An 18,471-nucleotide genomic window follows, 5' to 3' on the forward strand; every position below is an offset into this window, starting at 1 on the left:
ACGAAGAGGTGTCCACTTTGCTACTCTACGAAATTGAAAGACTGCGCAGAGATCAACCCTTCTCAATGACAATGAATCATTTTCATGATCACTATGAAATTTATTATTTACTCAGAGGGAAACGCTACTATTTCATACAGGACCGTTCCTACCTGATTCAAGAGGGCGACCTCGTCTTTATCGATAAAAACGAGCTTCACAAAACACGAAATGCAGATATTCACCTTCACGAGCGTATTCTACTTAACTTTGATGATAGTTGGATACGTTCCATTGATGAGAAAGCATCAACACATTTACTTGTTCCTTTTCAACAGAAACAGCATATTTTTTCCCTAACTGGTGCGAATCGCACTTTTGTTGAGAACCTTCTTTTCAGCTTATTGCGCGAAAAGCACCAGGCACTAGGCGGCTGGCAGCTGAACAGCAAAGCTCTGCTCACGCAGCTACTCTTCTTCTGCTCGCGTATCACTGATAAGATAAGCTCCGCTCAGGAAGACCCGCCAGCGTACAATCCCAAAATATTCGAAATCGTCGCTTATATCAACGAACAGTATAGAAACCGCCTGACATTAGCTTCGATCTCCGAAAGCTTTCATATCAGTCCAAGCTATTTTTGCCGTACTTTCAAAGAAACGACCGGCTTTTCGTTCATCGAATACTTGAACAACGTTCGCATCCGAGAGGCCCAGCGGCTGCTGCGGGAAACGAAGTTGAAAGTCATTCACATCGCTGAGCAATCCGGCTTCGATAGCGTCGCTCACTTCGGCCGCGTGTTCAAACAAGTGACCACACAGACTCCGCTGGAATGCCGCAAATTTATACGCCATAACGTGTAAAAAGCTCAGTTTCCGAGCTTATCTCACTCTGCCGTCCCTCTCAGCAGCCAACGCTGCACTGCCCCATAACAAAAAAACCTTCGAGCAGGCACAACCTGCTCGAAGGTCTCTATTTTAAAACCCGAAATATTGCTTAGCATTATTATACGAAATCCCTTGAACCAGCTGTTTCAGCAGCTGTTCGTCGTTCGGGAATTCTCCAGCTTCAACCCATTCGCCTAACATGTTGCAGAGGATTCTGCGGAAGTAATCATGTCTTGTATAGGACAAGAAGCTTCTGGAATCGGTCAACATACCGACGAAGCGGCCAAGCAGACCAAAATTCGCCAGCGATTTCATCTGCGAAACCATACCATCTTTGGTATCGTTGAACCACCAAGCGGATCCTAATTGAATTTTGCCGGGAATACCATCGCCTTGGAAGCTGCCCATGAGGGAAGCGAGAATTTCATTGTCACGTGCGTTTAACGAGTACAGAATCGTTCTAGGCAGCGAATCAGCAACAGCCAGAGAGGATAACAAACCTGTTAAAGCGCTTGCTACCGGGCTATCGTTAATAGAGTCGAATCCGGTGTCCGGGCCCAGCTGCGAGAAAGCTCGTCCGTTATTATTGCGGGAAGCATTAATATGGTACTGCATCGCCCAATCCAGCTTCTTGTACACGCCCCCTAAGAATAACAACGTGAACGCCTTATATTTCTTTTCGTCTTCCAGACTAACCGCGTTGCCAGCCAGAGCTGCTTTAAAAATCTGATCCACTTCTTCTTTGGTAGCTGCAGCGTAAGGCACATAATCCAAGGCATGGTCAGACACCTTACAGCCAACTGAATCAAAAAACTGCGCTCTACTTTCTAATCCAGCCAGCAGGTCATCGTAGGAACTAATCGTGATGCCAGCGGATTGCTCCAATTGGCCGATCCATGGAAGGAAAGTGGCGCGATTGATTTCAAGCGCTTTGTCTGGACGGTAGGAAGGCAGAACTTGTGTGTTAAAATCTGTAAGCTCTTTAATTTTGATGTGATATTCTAGCGAATCCACCGGATCGTCCGTTGTGCAAATGACCGTTACTTTGGAATTCGTAATGAGATCTCTAGCACGGGAACCGCCTTCTGCGAGCTTTGCGTTCACTTTTTCCCAGATGGCAGGCGCATTCTGCTCGTTAATGATGTCATAAACACCGAAATAAGTACGAAGCTCCATATGAGACCAGTGGTACAGAGGGTTGCCAACAGCCATAGGAACCGTTCCAGCCCATGCCAAAAAGCGCTCGTAATCGCTAGCGCCACCAGTGATTTTAGCTTCCTCCACACCGTTGGCACGCATCATTCTCCACTTATAATGGTCGCCGTACAGCCAAGCTTCCGTGATGTTATTGAATTGTTTATTTTCATAAATTTCCTTAGGACTTAGATGGCAGTGATAATCAATAATCGGCAGATCTTTGGCAAATTCGTGGAATAGATGAACCGCGGTATCGTTCGTAAGCATAAAATTCTCATCTAAAAATGTTTTCATAAAGCTAAATTCCACCCTTCTCAAGCTGAATGATCTGCCCTCTATTCTAGCGAAAGGCGACTCGAAAATCTTGTGATTTTTTGCTTTCATTTTGTAAAATATGCATATATTGACCTCAAATTCGCCATAACTCGATCCTAGGCAAACAAAAAGCCCCATACACCAACAATCACGTTGGAACGGAGCTTCTCATTTATGGAACAGACTGACCTACATTGGTCCCCGCTTGTATTTCCTCTGGCAGATCATCAGATGCACTCGGAACATGCCGCGGCTTATAATTTATGACATCGGAAGACGAAATACTAACGAAAACCCGGCCAGGTAAAGCCTGAGCCCTTATCAGAATAGGTTGATTGTAGTTGTTCTTAAAGCTGAAGTCAGGACCTCCCCAATTCACAGTAGCATCCCTACCTGGCGGAACATAGGGGACAGATCGGCTGTGCGAATATCTTTCTACAATTTTGAGACCAGCGCGATCCACCGCGTTAAACAAAGTAGAAGAAATTTGGCAAATGCCGCCGCCAATCCCTTCCGAGAATTCACCCCTTACAATGATCTTTGCCGGCATGTACCCCTTGCCTCGCGTCCGAACACCAACAACACGGTTGAAGGAGAACGTCTCATTCGGTTGAACGACATAATTATTAATCGCTTGGGTGGCAAGCTTGATGTTCGTAAAACGATATTTATTATTCGCATTAAAATAGGTCACATAATAACCGATGGGTCGCACACGTATATTCGCCAGCAACTCGCTGTCCACTTTGGGATATACAGATAACTGAGGCACTTCAAATCTCATCGGACCCTCTCGATAGTAATGTTCATAAAATTGCTCCACAAAAGCTTGACGATTCAGCCTTGCGCCTGCAATCTCCTTCACGATTCCTCCCTCATCATTAATGGTTGCATTAATCGGTTTGCGATACATATTCTTATCGATCACGTCCGTAAGCCGCTCTAATCGTTCGTTATCAATGATCGGCACATCAAGAAGATTGACCGTATACGATTCCCGCTGCACATTTGCTATGTTATGACCCATATTATCATTCGTTATTCGAAATGGTACATCACTCTGCTGCGCAAGAAGCAACAAACCCATTATCCAACTATAACTCATACATTCAATCACCCCTCCTCTAGTGTAAACAATTGAAATGATTCCATACTATGTAAAATGGGACCAGCCAACACCCATGGATGTTAGACTGATCCCTTATGGCTAAACGAAAAGATTAATGAGGATAAAACGCTTGGAATTCTTCGCCGCAAGGCCCCCCATTAGGGTTGACCTCTAAATCTACGATCGTTCCATTCTGGCGATGCAACGGTCGATAGTGATTGCTAATATGGGTTGCCGATTCGTTCACATAATGGCAGATGAACGCCCGACGAAATCGGTCCTTCGTTTTGTTTCGATAGGAGCCATGGATGAGATTCCCGTTAAAAAAGAGAACGTCGCCTCGCTGCATGATGACTGGCATGGCTTTTTCATCCTTCGGCGGCTTCACGTAGTGATTCGTGAATGATTCATTGGCATCCGCGATATCCGGACAAGCAATTTCAAACGTATTCGTTTTGGGCACAACAAGTAAGCCGCCATTCTCATCATCTGCGGCATCAATTGCTGTCCACGCCGCTATGCAATTACCAGGCTCGACCTGCAGGTAGAAATTATCCTGATGAAGCGCTTGGCCGCGAGAGCCCGGTGGCTTATAGTAAAACATGCTTTGCGCGGCTAAGGCCTCTTCATCATACAAATCTGCTAACACTTCCATGACCGGCTGGTGCAGCATATATTTCTTCGCCGTCTCATTAAAGCGGTGCGGATGCATAACTCGCGGATATCTTTTTAACGGATCAGACCCATCCGCTTGTAAATCCGGCTCAAAAAAGCCTGGTACCGCATGATGGCTAATTCCCTCAAAAGTATCATCGATTTCGGCCAAATTTTGCTCAGAAAACAATCCTTTTACAATTAAATATCCTTCTGATTCGAAGTGCTGTTTTTGTTCTTTTGAAAGCTTAAGCATTGTCCGTGACATGTTGGTCCCCTCCACGATTAAGTTAGGATGTATTCCCTTATGACATCATCATATCGAAAGCGCCATAGACATTGAAGTAAGGATGATGCTAAATACTCATACAATCCTGCTATTTCCGGATATATTTAGAGTTAATTGCCACCAGTGACGAGAGGGACCCTTTGATCATGACTGGGCAGAGCGCTTCGACTGTAAAATTTATTTGACAGTTGACTCTTGGCAGGATAAACTGCTAGCAAGTTCAAGAATAAAAAGGAGGTTTCCTATGACTTTTGAAAGTAATCTGGATAAATATGCGGAGCTAACCGTTCGCGTCGCTGTGAACATTCAATCCGGCCAAACACTTTGGATTAACGCACCCATTCATCTTCCCGAATTCGTTCGACTCATTGCCCGTAAAGCTTATCAAGCTGGGGCCAAACACGTACATATTGAATGGCAGGATGAAATCTGCACCCAAATTAAATATACCTATGCGCCTGATGAAGCGTTTCATGAATATCCATCATGGAGAGCGCAGGCGCTCGATGAGCTAGCCGATAATAACGGCGCCTATTTATTTATCGATGCCGATGATCCTGAATTGCTGAAGGATATCGATCCAGCTCGCATTTCCGCAAATTCCAAAGCCGCAGGCGCGAAATTAGAGAAATGGAGAGAAAGCATGTCCTCCTATCGGATGACATGGTCGATCATCGCGGCACCTTCTTCTGCTTGGGCGAAGAAAGTCTTTCCTCATTTGGAAGAGGAGGCCGCGATTACTGCTCTATGGGACGCCATATTTCAAGCTACACGCGTAGATCAAGAAAATCCAATCCAGAATTGGATGGAACACAACGCGACGCTTCGGAGCAAAAGAGAACAGCTTAACGAGAAGCAATTTCGTAAGATCCATTACCGTGCCCCAGGAACCGAGCTTACTGTCGAACTGCCAGACAACCATATTTGGCGAGGTGGTTCCGCCACCAACGAGACAGGAGGCTTCGATTTCAACCCGAATATCCCGACGGAGGAAGTCTTTATTTCTCCTCATCGAATGGGTACTCAGGGTACAGTGCGCAGTACGAAACCCTTAAGCTATCGTGGTAATTTGATCAACAATTTCACGATCACTTTCGAAAGCGGGCGTGTCGTTGACTACACCGCTGAACAAGGCTTCGAGTCTCTTAAAGCCATGATCGAAATGGATGAAGGAGCACATTATCTGGGTGAAATCGCACTTGTGCCGCACATATCACCAATTTCGAACTCCAACCTGATCTTCTTTAATACGCTGTATGATGAGAATGCCTCAAATCACTTGGCACTAGGCAGAGCCTTCCCTACATGTATAGAGGGCGGAACTTCGATGTCCAAGGAGGAGCAAGAAAGCGCCGGCCTTAACAACAGTTTGATCCACGTTGACTTTATGATCGGCTCTGCTGAAATGGATATTGACGGCGAACATGCAGACGGCACGATTGAACCCATTTTCCGTAAGGGGAATTGGGCATTCTAGAAATGAAAAAGGGGCAGTACCTAAAGTCATGATCATCATGTCTCTAGGTGCTGCCCCTATTTTTCGATTATTCGATAAGCAGGCGTAAATGGTTATCCCCAATCAAGATGGATTCCATTTTTTTTTCTTTCGCATATCTTACACTAGCAAGCAGTACGTTCTCTTGCAGAACATGATCAAAACGCTCCAACGCTTCTTTCAACGTTAAATTGACATCGAGAACAAGATGGACTCGTTTATCAATCGGCAGCTCCAGCTTTTTACGGTAATCCTGAATAGCGCGTATGATTTCCCGTACTAGTCCTTCTTGTTCCAACTCTTCTGTTATTGCTGTGTTTAAGGCTACCGTGATCTGGTTACTGGAAGCCGAAGCAAACCCTTCTTTGGCTTGTTTTTCCACGAGCATCTCATCAAGCGTGATATGAAACTCCTCTCCGTCGATCATTACTTCAAGCAAACCGTTATCGACCGCTCGCTTGGTTTCTGTTGTAGACAATTGTTTCAAGTGGTTTTGCAGCGGACCAACGAATTTGCCATACTTTTTCCCGGCGACCTTAAGATTTAGCTTCACGTTGAAGTCAACAAAGCCGCTGTCGTTTTGTTCTATGCGGATTTCCTTGATGTTTATTTCATCTTTAATGATTTCTCCAAAACGGCTTATGTCGAAATGACGATCTAGCGAAACGATTAACTCCGAGAGCGGCTGACGGGTCTTGATGCCTGTATCATTCCGAATCGTTCGAGCCAACTCAACAATCTGCCGTGCGGTTTCCATTTCACCTTCGAGCTTTGTATCGATAGCTAAATGGTTCTCTCTCGGATAGTCAGCCAAATGTACGCTGCCTTCGCCGCCGAGGTTACCGTATATGTCCTCAGCAATGAGCGGCGCATACGGCGCTATCATCCGCGAGACTGTCAGCAGCACTTCACGCAGTGTTTGATAAGCAGACACTTTATCAACGGTCATTTCACTGCCCCAGAAACGGTCGCGAGAGCGACGGATATACCAGTTGCTCAGCTCGTCGACAAACAATTCGATTTGCTTCGCCGGGTTTAAGAAGTCGTTAATTTCCAAGCCCTTACCTACATTTTGCAGCGTGCTGTTCAATCTTGATAAAATCCACCGATCCAATTCGTTCGCGTGCTCTTGAGGCGGATGATCTTCATGCTTAAAGTGGTCAATCGTTGCATATAACGCATAAAAAGCATGTGTGTTATTGATCGTATCCACCACTTTGGATTTCGCTTCGGCAACAATTTGCTTAGAGAACCGCTTGCTGTTCCAAGGTGCGCTGTCCGACAACAGAGCCCATCGAAACGCATCCGTGCCAAATTCATCGATGATTTCCCATGGATCGATGCCGTTGCCTTTGCTTTTAGACATTTTTTGCCCATTCTCATCCAACACATGTCCGGTAGAAAGAACGGCTTTGTATGGCGATTTACCGTTATACAACGTTGAAACAGCAAGTAAACTAAAAAACCAGCCCCTTGTTTGATCAATCCCTTCGCAGATCATATCCGCTGGGTACTGCCCACCAAACAACGACGTCTCGTCTTCGAATGGATGATGATACTGCGCAAAAGGCATAGAACCGCTATCGAACCACACGTCGATCACCTCAGGAGTTCTTTCCATGATGCCGCCACATGAGCAGCGCAGTTTCACTTCATCAATGTAAGGCTTATGCAGCTCCAAGCTTTCGTCAATTGGTGTAATTGATTTTTCCCGCAAATCTTGATGGCTTCCCGGCGCATATTCTCCTCCGCAATCCCCGCATGACCAAACGTTAAGCGGGGTACCCCAATACCGATTGCGGCTGATGTTCCAATCGACAAGCTCTTCAAGGAATTTGCCGAAGCGCCCTTCGCGAATGTGAGAAGGATACCAGTCGATTTTACTGTTGTTTTCGATCAACTGCTCTTTGATCGCGGTCGTTTTGATAAACCAGCTCTCCATCGCGTAATAAAGCAGTGGAGATTTACAGCGCCAGCAGAAAGGGTAACTATGCTCATAGCGCTCTTTGGAAAATAGCAGGCTGCGTTCCGACAAGTTTTTCACGATATCAACGTCACAATCTTTGACGAAGCGTCCGGCGAAGTCAGTGATTTGATCATTGTAACGTCCTGCCAAGTTCACAACATTCACAAAATCCAGCTCGTGTTGGCGGACTGTTCGGTAATCATCTTCACCATGAGCAGGAGCTATATGGACGATTCCCGTACCACTCGTATCCATAACATAGTCAGCGTCTACGACGATATGCCCTTTGTTTGGGCTAATATAGCCGAAAGGAGGCTCATAGGCCGTGCCGACGAATTCCGATCCCTTATGCACAGTTAAAATTTCGAAGTCTTCTTTGAAGACTTTTTCCGCGAGATTTTTCGCGACGATGTACACTTCGCCTTTATGTTTCACTTTGACGTAATCCAAATCTTTATTTACCGCCAACGCTATGTTCGCAGGCAGCGTCCATGGGGTCGTCGTCCAAGCCAGAAAGATTTCACTCGCACTTTTACTTCTGAATTTCACGTGGCGCTTAAATCCTTTACATCTTCATAGCCTTGAGCCACTTCGTGAGAACTGAGCGTTGTTTGGCAGTCTGGACAATAAGGGCTTACACGGTGCCCCTTGTATAACAGTCCTTTGTTATGGATTTTGGATAAAATGTGCCAAACACTCTCGATGTAGCCGTTATCCAATGTAACATAGGGGTTATCCATATCTGTCCAGTATGCGATGGCTTCCGTTAGCTCACGCCACTGCTTTTCATATTCAAATACACTGCTTTTGCATTTCTCAACAAATTCGGCTACTCCGTATTTTTCAATCTCTTGTTTCCCCGAGATGCCCAGCTGCTTCTGCACGCCAAGCTCGACGGGCAAGCCATGCGTGTCCCACCCAGCTTTGCGGATGACTTGGTACCCGGACATTGTTTTATAGCGGCAGATGAAATCTTTTACAACACGACCAAGCACATGTCCGATATGGGGTGATCCGTTTGCCGTCGGCGGTCCTTCGTAAAAGACGAAATTCGGTTTGCCTTTTCGATTGTCGATCGACTTGCGGAACGTACCATTCAATTTCCATTGCTCAAGAACGCGCAGTTCGCGGGTTCTCGCTTTTTCTTTCACATCAATTTTTCTCATGCGCAACACACACTCCTTTAATAAAATGATAGAACTAGTCGGAAATCATCGTTATTGAAAAACAAAAAATCCCGCCCCGTAAGGGACGAGATTACATCTCGCGATACCACCCTAGTTCCGTAACGATCATAAGAATATGATCATTATAGCTCTCGATCTACGTACTATCATACGCGGCCCTTGTAACGGCGGGATCCCGGGTCAGCTTACTAAACTTCCTTCAGCTTACCTTCTCGGAGGGGATTTTCGGCTAAGTCTTGAATATTGGCTTTCAGCACTAGGCCAACTCTCTGGAAATCAAGGGGGATAGCGTACTCGTTCTCGTCAGTGAATTTAAAGTTAATTAAAATCCTCAGTTCATTTATTTTCACATCAACTTCATGGAATGTCAAGTTTACTTTGTTTTATAACGACACCATTTCCAAGCCTTCACAGCATGGGTACCCTTCGCTTCTTCAAAGACAAGATTCCCTCTGCTCCAGGCAACCAGCACTTTGCACCCTAATTCCTTCCCTATATAAGGGGTATGCTTATGGCGATACAATAAGTGCTCCGTTATTGGGTAAAATAAGGACCTGTTCTCCAACCCCATGAGCCACAGGAACCAAATTAAAATCTCCAATAATGAGCTAGGTTATGATAATCTAATTACAAGCGAAGCTTTATCTGAAGCCCGACATAGAGGAGCTGATCGAATGAGAACCAAGCCAACAATTGCTGCGATTACTGTGCCATTTGATCTTGGAGCAGGTCGACGCGGAGCGAGCAAAGGGCCAAAAGCCATATTACAAGCAGGATTAATTCGAGGTTTACAGCAAATGGATATCACGATCGATCACGTTGCTGATATCCGTCTGCCGAACGATACAGCGACTCCCTTGGCGGCTGAAGTTGATCAAACCAACCTCAAGTATTTGGCGGAAGTAATCGAGGTAAATACACGTCTTGCTGAGCAAGTCTCTCAGGTTGTGGAGCAAGGACGCTTTCCACTCGTCATCGGCGGTGATCATAGTATAGCGATCGGGACATTAGCAGGGTTATCCAGCCACTATCAAAACTTAGGCGTCATCTGGATCGATGCACATTCCGACTTAAATTCAGCCGATACAAGCCCGTCGGGTAATATTCATGGCATGTCGTTGGCCGTCAGTCTAGGGATGGGGCACCCCTTATTAACCAGCATTATGGGTAATCATGACAAAGTGAAAGCAGAGAATATCGTCCTTATTGCAGCGCGTTCCCTTGATGAGGGCGAGAAGAAGCTCATTCGCTCTTTGGGGATCAAATGCTATACCATGTATGACATTGATCGCAAAGGGATGGCTTCCATTATGCAAGATGCTATTGACTATATAAGCAGTAAAACAGACGGCGTACATGTTAGTTTTGACGTCGATTCTCTAGATCCGCTTGAAGCACCTGGAACAGGCACGATTGTAAAAGGCGGACTTCATTACCGCGAAGCTCATTTGGCCGTAGAAATGCTGCACGAAGCAGGCATTGTAACCTCAGCCGAATTCGTTGAGGTGAATCCTCTTCTCGACGACAATAACAAAACGTCCCAATTAGCCGTCGGCTTAATTAGCTCCTTGTTGGGCAAGCAGATTCTATAGGTAGATACTTTTGAAAGACGAAAGACGATAGACGAATTGGCAAGGCTAACAAATGTCCGAATAAACAAAACCCGTTACTCTCCGCTTTACTGTGAGGATAACGGGTTATTTGCTTGTTACACGCAGTAAATAAATGTAAGATATAGACATCATCTTGGATGGGGCAGCATCACTCACTGCCAAATACATAGACCAAGTGTGGAGCCTATAATGAAGAACTTAAATCAATGGTACCTGCATCTCTTTCTGATCTTGCTCTCACTTTCCACAGTTGGGGTCTACTTTTTGTTCAAAAACCAGACCTATTTTGCATTTCTAATTTGGAACTTATTTCTCGCTTGGATTCCGTACATCCTTGCCGTGATAGCCCAATTTATACACACTAGTACATATATGATTTTGAGAAAAATCATTTTAATCGCGGTCGGATTAGCTTGGTTGTTATTCCTGCCTAACTCTCCGTATGTCTTGACGGACTTCATTCATTTAACGATTTTGAAGGACTCCTATGTAGAAAAAGGAGCGCTCTCCTTTACCTATTGGTATGATTTTTTCGTCATCTTCTTATTTGCATGGAACGGTCTATTGCTAGGATGCAGCTCCATGTACATCATTCAAAAAATATGGAAAGAGCGATTCAATCCCTTTGTTTCATGGTTGATCATAGTATTGACCGCGTTGCTATGCGGGTACGGCATACTTTTGGGAAGAGAATACCGCTTAAACAGCTGGGACGCTTTCCACACGGAAAGAATATTGGAAATCCTGAGAGAAACTCTGCATCAAGAAGCCTTCGTTTTCTGCTTATTAGTCGGATTTGTTATCATGACAGTCTACGTAACCTTTTATGTACTCGTAAATAGCATAGGCAGCTCAAGACATTCAAGTCCTTACACAAACGAAAAATCAAGGAGATGATTGCTATAACAACTGTTAAAGGCGTCACGCCGATTTTTAGAATGTTCGATGAAAAGAAAGCAAAGGAATTCTACCTAGATTACTTGGGTTTTTCGTTAGAGTGGGAGCATCGTTTAGAGAATGATATGCCGCTTTACATGGAGATACGATTAGGCGAGTGTAAGTTGCACTTATCCGAGCATTATGGGGATTGCAGCCCGGGTGCAGCTGTTCGAATAGAAATCGTTGACATAACAGCATTTCATACTGGTTTATTGAAAAAGGAATATAAGTATTCTCGCCCCGGTATTGAAACGAGCCCCTGGCATACCAAAGAAGTCTGCGTCACGGATCCGTTCGGGAATAAGCTAACCTTTTTTGAATCGATGAACGACCGTTTGGATTAAGTCGTCGCAGTTAGTGTAGGAAGATGATGTAAAAAGTGCAGCTAATCCAAGCTGTTCCTCAACGTTTTCTTTGGATTTACTGCAAAAAGTGCATCAAATCAGGTACCATTTAGACAATATTGGTTAAAATGAACATATTTGATGCACATAATACATCATCGCTCGTCTAAATGAAAAAAAGACTGAGATTTGCTGCACTTTTTGCATCTTCATCCTCGAATGTTAAAAACGCCCCTAACTCATCTATCGATGGGTCGGGGGCGTTCGTTTTTATGAGCAGACTTTAGCCAACTGTTGTAGACTGCACAGGTTACTTCATCCAGCAGCCTTAGTCGGCAGGCTGCAGCAATCTCTCGCCAGCGATACCCGGCGTGGTCATCTGAATGGGATTGAGGATTTCTTCAATCTCCTCAGGAGTAAGCAGCCCGCGCTCTAGGATAAGCTCTTTGAGCGTCATGCCTGTGCGCACAGCTTCTTTCACTAATTGCGCGGCGACTTCGTAGCCGAGATGCGGGTTCAAAGCTGTGACGATGCCAAAGCTTTGCTCGACATAAGTTGCGCAGCGCTCGCGGTCGGCTTCCAAGCCCTCAATCGCAAAGCGCTCGAAAACGTCTGCCGCGTTCCGCAATATTTTCAGCGATTGTAGAAGGTTGAACGCAAGTACGGGTCCCATTACGTTAAGTTCAAATTGTCCTGCTTCGCAGGCCAAGCAGATCGTATGATCGTTGCCAATGACTTGGAACGCCACTTGATTCACAACTTCAGGCATAACAGGGTTTACTTTACCTGGCATAATGGAAGATCCCGGTTGTCTCGGCGGCAGTTTCAGTTCCCCTAAGCCTACGCGAGGACCTGAAGCCATTAATCGGATATCATTGCATATTTTTGAAAGGTTAACGGCGCATACTTTCAAGGAAGCGGATAGCTCCGTGTAGGCATCCATGTTTTGGGTACCGTCGACCAAATGCTCGGCTAGTTCAATGGGGATTCCCACTTGCGCTTTTAGATGAAACATTACGCGTTCCACATACTCAGGCTTCGCATTAAGCCCTGTTCCTACGGCAGTAGCTCCCATATTTACAGTCAAAAGCCCTTTAGAAGCATGACGGATACGATTGATATCACGCTGGATGACACGTGCATAAGCGCCGAATTCTTGGCCCATACGAATAGGAACTGCGTCCTGGAGATGCGTTCGCCCCATTTTAATAACATCATCAAATTCCGTTTCCTTACGGGCAAAAGCACTTTGGAGTGAAGTCATAGTCTCTGTCAATTGCTCAGATAAACGGTAGGCGGCAATTTTGATGGCAGTAGGGATAACGTCGTTTGTGGATTGCGACATGTTGACATGATTGTTCGGATTACAATGAAAATAATTGCCTTTTTCCTCGCCCAGCAGCTCCAACGTCCGATTAGCAAGCACTTCGTTCATGTTCATATTGATCGAAGTTCCCGCTCCGCCTTGAATAGAATCAACAATAAATTCCTCAAGTAACTGACCTTGTCTCACTTCTTCGGCTGCTTTGACTAATTGTTCGCCGATTTTTTTGGGCAGCATATGTGTTTCCATATTCGCTATTGCAGCTGCTCTCTTTACTTCTGCCAAAGCTGTAATGAGCTCTGCATGAATTTTAACTCCCGTAATTGGGAAATTCTCTAATGCACGCATCGTTTGAATGCCGTAATAAGCTTGGGTTGGAACTTGTTTTTCACCAATAAAGTCTTTTTCAATGCGATGAGTCATCGTAGACACCATTCCTTTTTTCTACAAAGTATATAGCTCGATGTTGCGAAGTAGGTGTTTCGAAAATCCTTCTAACTCTCTGCCGCTAGACCCATTGCATGCCATGCAATGACATTCATAAGCGCTCATCTGAAGAATTCGCGACCGCTTTCAATAATCCTGCAATATCTGACACGTTCTGTAATATTTTTTTGACCACTGATCAATTTTGACCGCTTCTCTTAATATTTCCTATTTTGATAATTCAAGTCTTCTCATCTATGCAACAACTCATAAGGCTTTGCACATCATGATTGAACTTGGCCAAATTGGCTAAGACTTGTATCAATGTCTAAAGCTATGTATTTATATATGCTAGGAGCAGCACAAACGCAAAGGGATTTACCTCATAGGATTTATATTGCAACGTTCAGGAGTTGAAGAATACAATGGATTATACAAGCTCGCTATGTGAAACAATTAAAAGGATACAGGGAATGCCGGCGAGTTTGGCTTACAAGCTGCACGTCAGGGAGGGATTCTTATGGATACAACGAGTTCGATGATTATTGAAAAAACGGAAAAATACGGGGCCCGCAATTACAATCCGCTGCCTATCGTGATATCGAGAGCGGAAGGCGTATGGGTCGAGGATCCGGAAGGCAACCGCTACATGGATATGCTTAGCGCTTACTCCGCCTTAAATCAAGGACATCGTCATCCTCATATTCTGAGAGCGCTTCTTGAGCAAGCCGAGAAGGTTACACTGACATCTAGAGCTTTCCATAGCGAGACATTAGGTTCGTTTTATGAGAAATTAGCGAATTATACCGGTAAGCCGATGATTTTACCGATGAATACCGGAGCCGAAGCGGTCGAGACCGCTGTAAAGGCCGTTCGTCGTTGGGGCTACGATGTGAAAGGAATCCCGGCCGATCAAGCAGAAATTATTGTCTGCCAAGGAAATTTCCACGGTCGGACGGTGACGATCACTTCCTTCTCATCGTCGCCGGAATATAGGCGTGGCTTCGGACCTTTTACGCCAGGGTTCCGCATCATTCCCTATGGGGATACGGCGGCGCTGCGTGAGGCTATCGGGCCGAACACGGCGGGTTTCCTGTTCGAGCCCATTCAAGGCGAGGCTGGTATAGTGATTCCGCAGGCCGGTTACCTGCGGGAATGTTATGAGCTATGTCAGGCGAATAACGTGTTGTTCGTCGCGGACGAAATCCAGACGGGATTCGGCCGCACGGGTCGCCGCTTCGCCTGCGACTGGGAGGGCGTAACGCCGAACCTGTACGTCATGGGCAAAGCCCTCGGCGGCGGTGTGTTCCCGATCTCGGCGGTCGCCGGCGATCGAGAGGTTCTTGATGTTTTCGAGCCGGGCTCCCACGGCTCGACGTTCGGGGGTAATCCGCTCGGCTGCGCCGTCGCAATCGCGGCGCTGGAGGTCATCGAAAACGAGCAGCTCGCAGAGCGCTCGGATGAGCTTGGCACTTATTTCCTGAAGCGGCTTCAGGAAATCCAATCTCCGCAGATTACGGAGATTCGCGGCCGCGGGCTGTTCATCGGTATTGACCTTAAGGTTTCAGCTCGTCCATTCTGTGAAGAGCTGAAAGCGAAGGGTCTCCTGTGCAAGGAGACACATGAGCACATTATACGTTTGGCTCCGCCCCTCACGATTACGAAGGAAGAGCTCGATTGGGCTTGGCAGCAAGTCAATGACGTACTGAGTGAAGCTTAGCAATTAAGTAGAATAGGCTAATAAGCCCTCTAGCTTTTGTTGAAGCTAGAGGGCTTTGTTTTAATTTGTTTTAGATTGTTTTTCATCGTTACGAAGCCACTTTTGCGCGCCTCTGCCACTTTAGCGATGAAAAACATCGTTACAGCCCTCCGACTATTCTGCACTATCTACTCTTTTACAAAAACAAGTGTCCCAAATCGATGCGGCATATGGAAATCGACTTTGCCTGTAGGGGACCAAGCCCAATAGTGTCGATTCCCATCGATATCATCATCAATTCGATATAAATTCCAACGCCACTCAGTGCCATGATGTGGTGTCTGGTTTTCTCCCAACTCCCAATCCAAATCAGCAAAAGGAATCCTTAGATCGTAAGTCTTCCATCCATCGGTCCCATCCAAAACCTCGGTATGAAATCCCTTCGCATCCCATGCAACATCCACTTCTTTATCCCCGCCATTGTAGTGGATCAAAGCATCGAAAACGACATTGCGCGGACTCACTTCGAACTCGTAATAAACCTCTCCGGTACCGGTTTTATCGAGAAATACCTCAACCACATCTTCCAAATAAATAGGATCATCTCGCCGCTCCATCGTTGCTACGACGTGATCATCCTCACATTCGAATCGGATATGCAGAGCATCAGCTGTCCAACACGCGCGAAAGCGAGTCTTGAGCCGAGGCTTCTCCCCCGTGACAACTTCCCTTAAATCATTGCCTATGATCTCTTCCCATTTCACAATTCCGTTCAATGCATCAACATAGCGGCATTCATACCTCATCCGTTCTGTCATCCTCGCTCCCTACTTACTCTTATATATTATATTAATATCATATTCGTTATCTAGAAAGCTAGAAATTTGATCCCGAGATTCCGACTTCACGTCCTTTAACCAGGAAGCGTCAAACTTCTCGATGACTTCTATTCTTAAATTCTCGTATTTTGTCTTTGCTTTTTCAATCCTAGACACACGATTTTGTGTAAATAGGAACAAGGATATACAAGCTAGAAGCGAACCTGTTAGAAGCTTATTAGAAATAAGCAAATCGAGGATGGCTAATGCATTGCCGCCTGAAACTAATATTACCTTTCGATAGAAAGAGATCATAAAATAAAGAATCAGGCCGCCTGTTAGAATGGCGAATAAAGGCTGCGTATTTTTGAGCTTGTCCCATTCTTGCTTCCTATCCCGAAGTTTGTAAAGCATCTTGGTCGCATCGTCACTTAGATTAAGTTCAGGCCATTGCATTAGATATTCCCCCTCTCTACCATCCTATGCTTGGACACTTCTATTCTTTCCAAAAAAAAAAGACCAAGAGCATCTCTCTTCACGCTAGGTCGAAGATGCTATTGATCTTTTGAATTTTACTAGAAACGTTTTTTTCCAACTAAAAACTTTTTATTTCCTTTTTTAGCTGTCACAGGCACATGCTTATAGCTGCGCACCATCGGATTTTTACATAATGGACAAGTTGGTAAAGCTTCCGTAACGAATTCTTTGCGAACCCATGCTTTACAATCTGTCTCTTTACATTTCCAAATTTCAATCTGTTCGACTTCTGGCTTGTTATCTTCGGTCACGGTACTCGTTGGTGTAGACATTTCAATTATGTGCTCCCTGCTTCGTAGATTAGACTACTTATTATTATACAGATCAGATCGAATATCAAGTCTTTCCCGTGTTCAAAATTATTTACCGGTGGTAGAATGGATAAGGCGGTTACAATTTAGACACAGAATACAAAGGCAGGAATACTAATGACAAACTTATTACGTGAATGGAAGTCACAATTTCATGGCTACAGCCGAAATATTCTGCTCTTTTTTTGGTTTAATTTTGTATGGAACTTAGGTTTAGGTATGTTTGGACTCGTCTATAACCTTTATGTCAGAAGTCTTGGCTATGACCAAACGACGGTTGGCAGCATGGTTGGCATGGCGTCACTGGCAGCGGCAATTATTCTTATTCCTGCTGGTCTAATGAATGATCGTTTCGGACCTAAGCGTGTCATTACATTTGGTCTCATTTTTACTATCGTAGCATTGACGTCTCGCTCTCTAATTGAAGTCAAAGAGGGTATGCTCATCTCATCATTCTTGGGCGGCATGGCTCTCTCTGTTGTTTCTGCAACCATTCTACCGTTTATGGCCAACAACTCAACCCCACAGCAGCGCGTTCACCTGTTCAGCTTTAACATGGCTCTTGTCATGTTAGCGAATGTAGTTGGTATTGCACTGGGGGGCGTTCTTAGTGACTTATTTCAATTTATTATCGGTTTAGACGAAATTCGCAGCTTGAGATTTACCTTATTAATTGGAGTCGGTATCGCAACACTTGGTTTTATACCTATCGCTTTTTTTGAGAAAAGTGAGCAAGAAATACAGCCCCGTGGCGAATCACTTAAGTGGAAGCAAGTGTGGAGCGTACATAAACCATCTTTACAGGTTATTGGTATTTTTTGTTTATTAGGCTTGTTGTCATCCATTGGCGGGGGTATGATTGTCCCCTATCTAAATGTGTACTTTGAAGATCGTTTTGACGCTTCGAAATCCGCAATAGGCATCGTGGTAGCTTTAGGTCAAGCCGCAACTGCGATTGCTTTTCTGATTGGCCCCATGATTGTGAAGAGATTCGGAGAAGTTAAATCTGTCGTATACCTGCAGTTATGTTCCATTCCTTTCCTCCTCCTAACCGCTTTTTCTGCTAACTTTTACCTATCATCGGGTGGATACTTGTTCCGGCAAGCCTTAATGAATGCTGCTAATCCTTTTTATAATTCGATCAAAATGAGTTACGTCAACCGATCGCTCCGGGGATTAGCGTCCAGTTCGGGTGAAGCCGTTTTTAATCTAGGTTGGTTCCTTGCTTCGCCAATAAGTACGGGCCTTGTTTTCCGCTATGGCTCTTACTACGGGTATGCTTATGCTTTCTGCATTACAGCAGTAGTCTATACAGTAATCTCCTATTTATTCTACTTCTTTTTCGGGAAAAATCGGTTTAAACCCGTTGAGGAATCTGCCTAAAAA

The 18,471-nt window shown here is 45.0% G+C and carries 14 protein-coding genes, 1 pseudogene and 1 other annotated feature; of the genes and pseudogenes, 7 read left to right on the plus strand and 8 right to left on the minus strand.

Annotated features, from left to right (window positions below; genetic code table 11):
* Positions 1–17: 17 nt before the first annotated feature.
* Entirely contained in the window at positions 18–839 is an 822-nt protein-coding gene (locus G519_RS0123040) for a helix-turn-helix transcriptional regulator (RefSeq protein ID WP_051253611.1), read from the plus strand.
* Between the two features lie 114 nt (positions 840–953).
* On the opposite strand, the gene uxaC is transcribed toward G519_RS0123040, so the two are convergent.
* The 3 genes from uxaC to G519_RS0123055 all read right to left on the minus strand — a co-directional run bounded on the left by uxaC (position 954) and on the right by G519_RS0123055 (position 4,405).
* Positions 954–2,354, minus strand: a complete 1,401-nt coding sequence (uxaC, locus tag G519_RS0123045) for a glucuronate isomerase (RefSeq protein ID WP_029196702.1) — start codon at positions 2,352–2,354, stop codon at positions 954–956.
* Positions 2,355–2,547: 193 nt separating this feature from the next.
* Positions 2,548–3,480, minus strand: coding sequence for a VanW family protein (locus tag G519_RS0123050; RefSeq protein WP_029196703.1), 933 nt, complete (start codon positions 3,478–3,480; stop codon positions 2,548–2,550).
* 115 nt (positions 3,481–3,595) lie between these two features.
* Positions 3,596–4,405, minus strand: coding sequence for a phytanoyl-CoA dioxygenase family protein (locus G519_RS0123055; protein ID WP_029196704.1), 810 nt, complete (start codon positions 4,403–4,405; stop codon positions 3,596–3,598).
* A gap of 265 nt (positions 4,406–4,670) precedes the next feature.
* Between G519_RS0123055 and G519_RS0123060 the strand changes: the two genes are divergently transcribed.
* Positions 4,671–5,903, plus strand: coding sequence for an aminopeptidase (locus tag G519_RS0123060; protein WP_029196705.1), 1,233 nt, complete (start codon positions 4,671–4,673; stop codon positions 5,901–5,903).
* 67 nt (positions 5,904–5,970) lie between these two features.
* Here the strand turns inward: G519_RS0123060 and ileS are convergent.
* A pseudogene (gene ileS / locus G519_RS44190) lies at positions 5,971–9,053 on the minus strand (isoleucine--tRNA ligase).
* A 78-nt stretch (positions 9,054–9,131) separates the two neighbouring features.
* Positions 9,132–9,390, minus strand: a binding site (T-box leader).
* Positions 9,391–9,748: 358 nt separating this feature from the next.
* Between ileS and rocF the strand changes: the two are divergent.
* The 3 genes from rocF (at position 9,749) to G519_RS0123085 (ending at position 11,970) form a co-directional block, all read left to right on the plus strand.
* Positions 9,749–10,666, plus strand: a complete 918-nt coding sequence (gene rocF / locus G519_RS0123075) for an arginase (RefSeq protein WP_029196707.1) — start codon at positions 9,749–9,751, stop codon at positions 10,664–10,666.
* A gap of 210 nt (positions 10,667–10,876) precedes the next feature.
* Positions 10,877–11,584, plus strand: a complete 708-nt coding sequence (locus tag G519_RS44200; RefSeq protein WP_051253612.1) for a DUF1361 domain-containing protein — start codon at positions 10,877–10,879, stop codon at positions 11,582–11,584.
* The gene (locus tag G519_RS0123085) at positions 11,581–11,970 is read left to right on the plus strand and encodes a glyoxalase superfamily protein (RefSeq protein WP_029196708.1); all 390 of its coding nucleotides are present in this window, start codon (positions 11,581–11,583) and stop codon (positions 11,968–11,970) included. Before G519_RS44200 ends, G519_RS0123085 begins: the two co-directional genes overlap by 4 nt.
* Positions 11,971–12,298: 328 nt before the next feature.
* Here the strand turns inward: G519_RS0123085 and G519_RS0123090 are convergent, their stop codons facing one another.
* Positions 12,299–13,717, minus strand: coding sequence for an aspartate ammonia-lyase (locus G519_RS0123090; protein ID WP_084160287.1), 1,419 nt, complete (start codon positions 13,715–13,717; stop codon positions 12,299–12,301).
* A 523-nt stretch (positions 13,718–14,240) separates the two neighbouring features.
* Between G519_RS0123090 and G519_RS0123095 the strand changes: the two genes are divergently transcribed.
* Positions 14,241–15,440 carry an ornithine--oxo-acid transaminase gene (locus G519_RS0123095; RefSeq protein WP_029196710.1) on the plus strand — a complete coding sequence of 400 codons (1,200 nt, stop codon included), beginning with the start codon at positions 14,241–14,243 and terminating at the stop codon, positions 15,438–15,440.
* Positions 15,441–15,607: 167 nt separating this feature from the next.
* Here G519_RS0123095 and G519_RS44205 read toward each other — a convergent pair whose 3' ends face one another.
* From G519_RS44205 to G519_RS0123115, 3 genes are all read right to left on the minus strand, one after another.
* On the minus strand, positions 15,608–16,237 hold the full coding sequence (locus G519_RS44205; RefSeq protein WP_084160288.1) for a carbohydrate-binding family 9-like protein: 630 nt from the start codon (positions 16,235–16,237) through the stop codon (positions 15,608–15,610).
* A gap of 9 nt (positions 16,238–16,246) precedes the next feature.
* Positions 16,247–16,693 (minus strand): DUF2663 family protein, encoded by a 447-nt coding sequence (locus G519_RS0123110; protein ID WP_029196711.1) that lies wholly within the window; start codon positions 16,691–16,693, stop codon positions 16,247–16,249.
* 119 nt (positions 16,694–16,812) lie between these two features.
* Positions 16,813–17,046 (minus strand): cold-inducible protein YdjO-related protein, encoded by a 234-nt coding sequence (locus G519_RS0123115; RefSeq protein WP_051253614.1) that lies wholly within the window; start codon positions 17,044–17,046, stop codon positions 16,813–16,815.
* 156 nt (positions 17,047–17,202) lie between these two features.
* On the opposite strand from G519_RS0123115, the gene G519_RS0123120 reads away from it, so the two are divergent.
* Positions 17,203–18,468 carry an MFS transporter gene (locus G519_RS0123120; RefSeq protein WP_029196713.1) on the plus strand — a complete coding sequence of 422 codons (1,266 nt, stop codon included), beginning with the start codon at positions 17,203–17,205 and terminating at the stop codon, positions 18,466–18,468.
* Positions 18,469–18,471 lie beyond the last annotated feature (3 nt).

It is taken from the genome of Paenibacillus alginolyticus DSM 5050 = NBRC 15375, assembly GCF_000422905.1.
GTDB lineage: Bacteria > Bacillota > Bacilli > Paenibacillales > NBRC-103111 > Paenibacillus_E > Paenibacillus_E alginolyticus.

What these genes read in the sequence shown, in the direction of transcription:
- uxaC (WP_029196702.1), bottom strand. Translation starts at nt 2,354, where the DNA reads ATGAAAACATTTTTAGATGAGAATTTTATGCTTACGAACGATACCGCG.
- G519_RS0123050 (WP_029196703.1), bottom strand. Translation starts at nt 3,480, where the DNA reads ATGAGTTATAGTTGGATAATGGGTTTGTTGCTTCTTGCGCAGCAGAGT.
- G519_RS0123055 (WP_029196704.1), bottom strand. Translation starts at nt 4,405, where the DNA reads ATGTCACGGACAATGCTTAAGCTTTCAAAAGAACAAAAACAGCACTTC.
- G519_RS0123060 (WP_029196705.1), top strand. Translation starts at nt 4,671, where the DNA reads ATGACTTTTGAAAGTAATCTGGATAAATATGCGGAGCTAACCGTTCGC.
- rocF (WP_029196707.1), top strand. Translation starts at nt 9,749, where the DNA reads ATGAGAACCAAGCCAACAATTGCTGCGATTACTGTGCCATTTGATCTT.
- G519_RS44200 (WP_051253612.1), top strand. Translation starts at nt 10,877, where the DNA reads ATGAAGAACTTAAATCAATGGTACCTGCATCTCTTTCTGATCTTGCTC.
- G519_RS0123085 (WP_029196708.1), top strand. Translation starts at nt 11,581, where the DNA reads ATGATTGCTATAACAACTGTTAAAGGCGTCACGCCGATTTTTAGAATG.
- G519_RS0123090 (WP_084160287.1), bottom strand. Translation starts at nt 13,717, where the DNA reads ATGACTCATCGCATTGAAAAAGACTTTATTGGTGAAAAACAAGTTCCA.
- G519_RS0123095 (WP_029196710.1), top strand. Translation starts at nt 14,241, where the DNA reads ATGGATACAACGAGTTCGATGATTATTGAAAAAACGGAAAAATACGGG.
- G519_RS44205 (WP_084160288.1), bottom strand. Translation starts at nt 16,237, where the DNA reads ATGACAGAACGGATGAGGTATGAATGCCGCTATGTTGATGCATTGAAC.
- G519_RS0123110 (WP_029196711.1), bottom strand. Translation starts at nt 16,693, where the DNA reads ATGCAATGGCCTGAACTTAATCTAAGTGACGATGCGACCAAGATGCTT.
- G519_RS0123115 (WP_051253614.1), bottom strand. Translation starts at nt 17,046, where the DNA reads ATGTCTACACCAACGAGTACCGTGACCGAAGATAACAAGCCAGAAGTC.
- G519_RS0123120 (WP_029196713.1), top strand. Translation starts at nt 17,203, where the DNA reads ATGACAAACTTATTACGTGAATGGAAGTCACAATTTCATGGCTACAGC.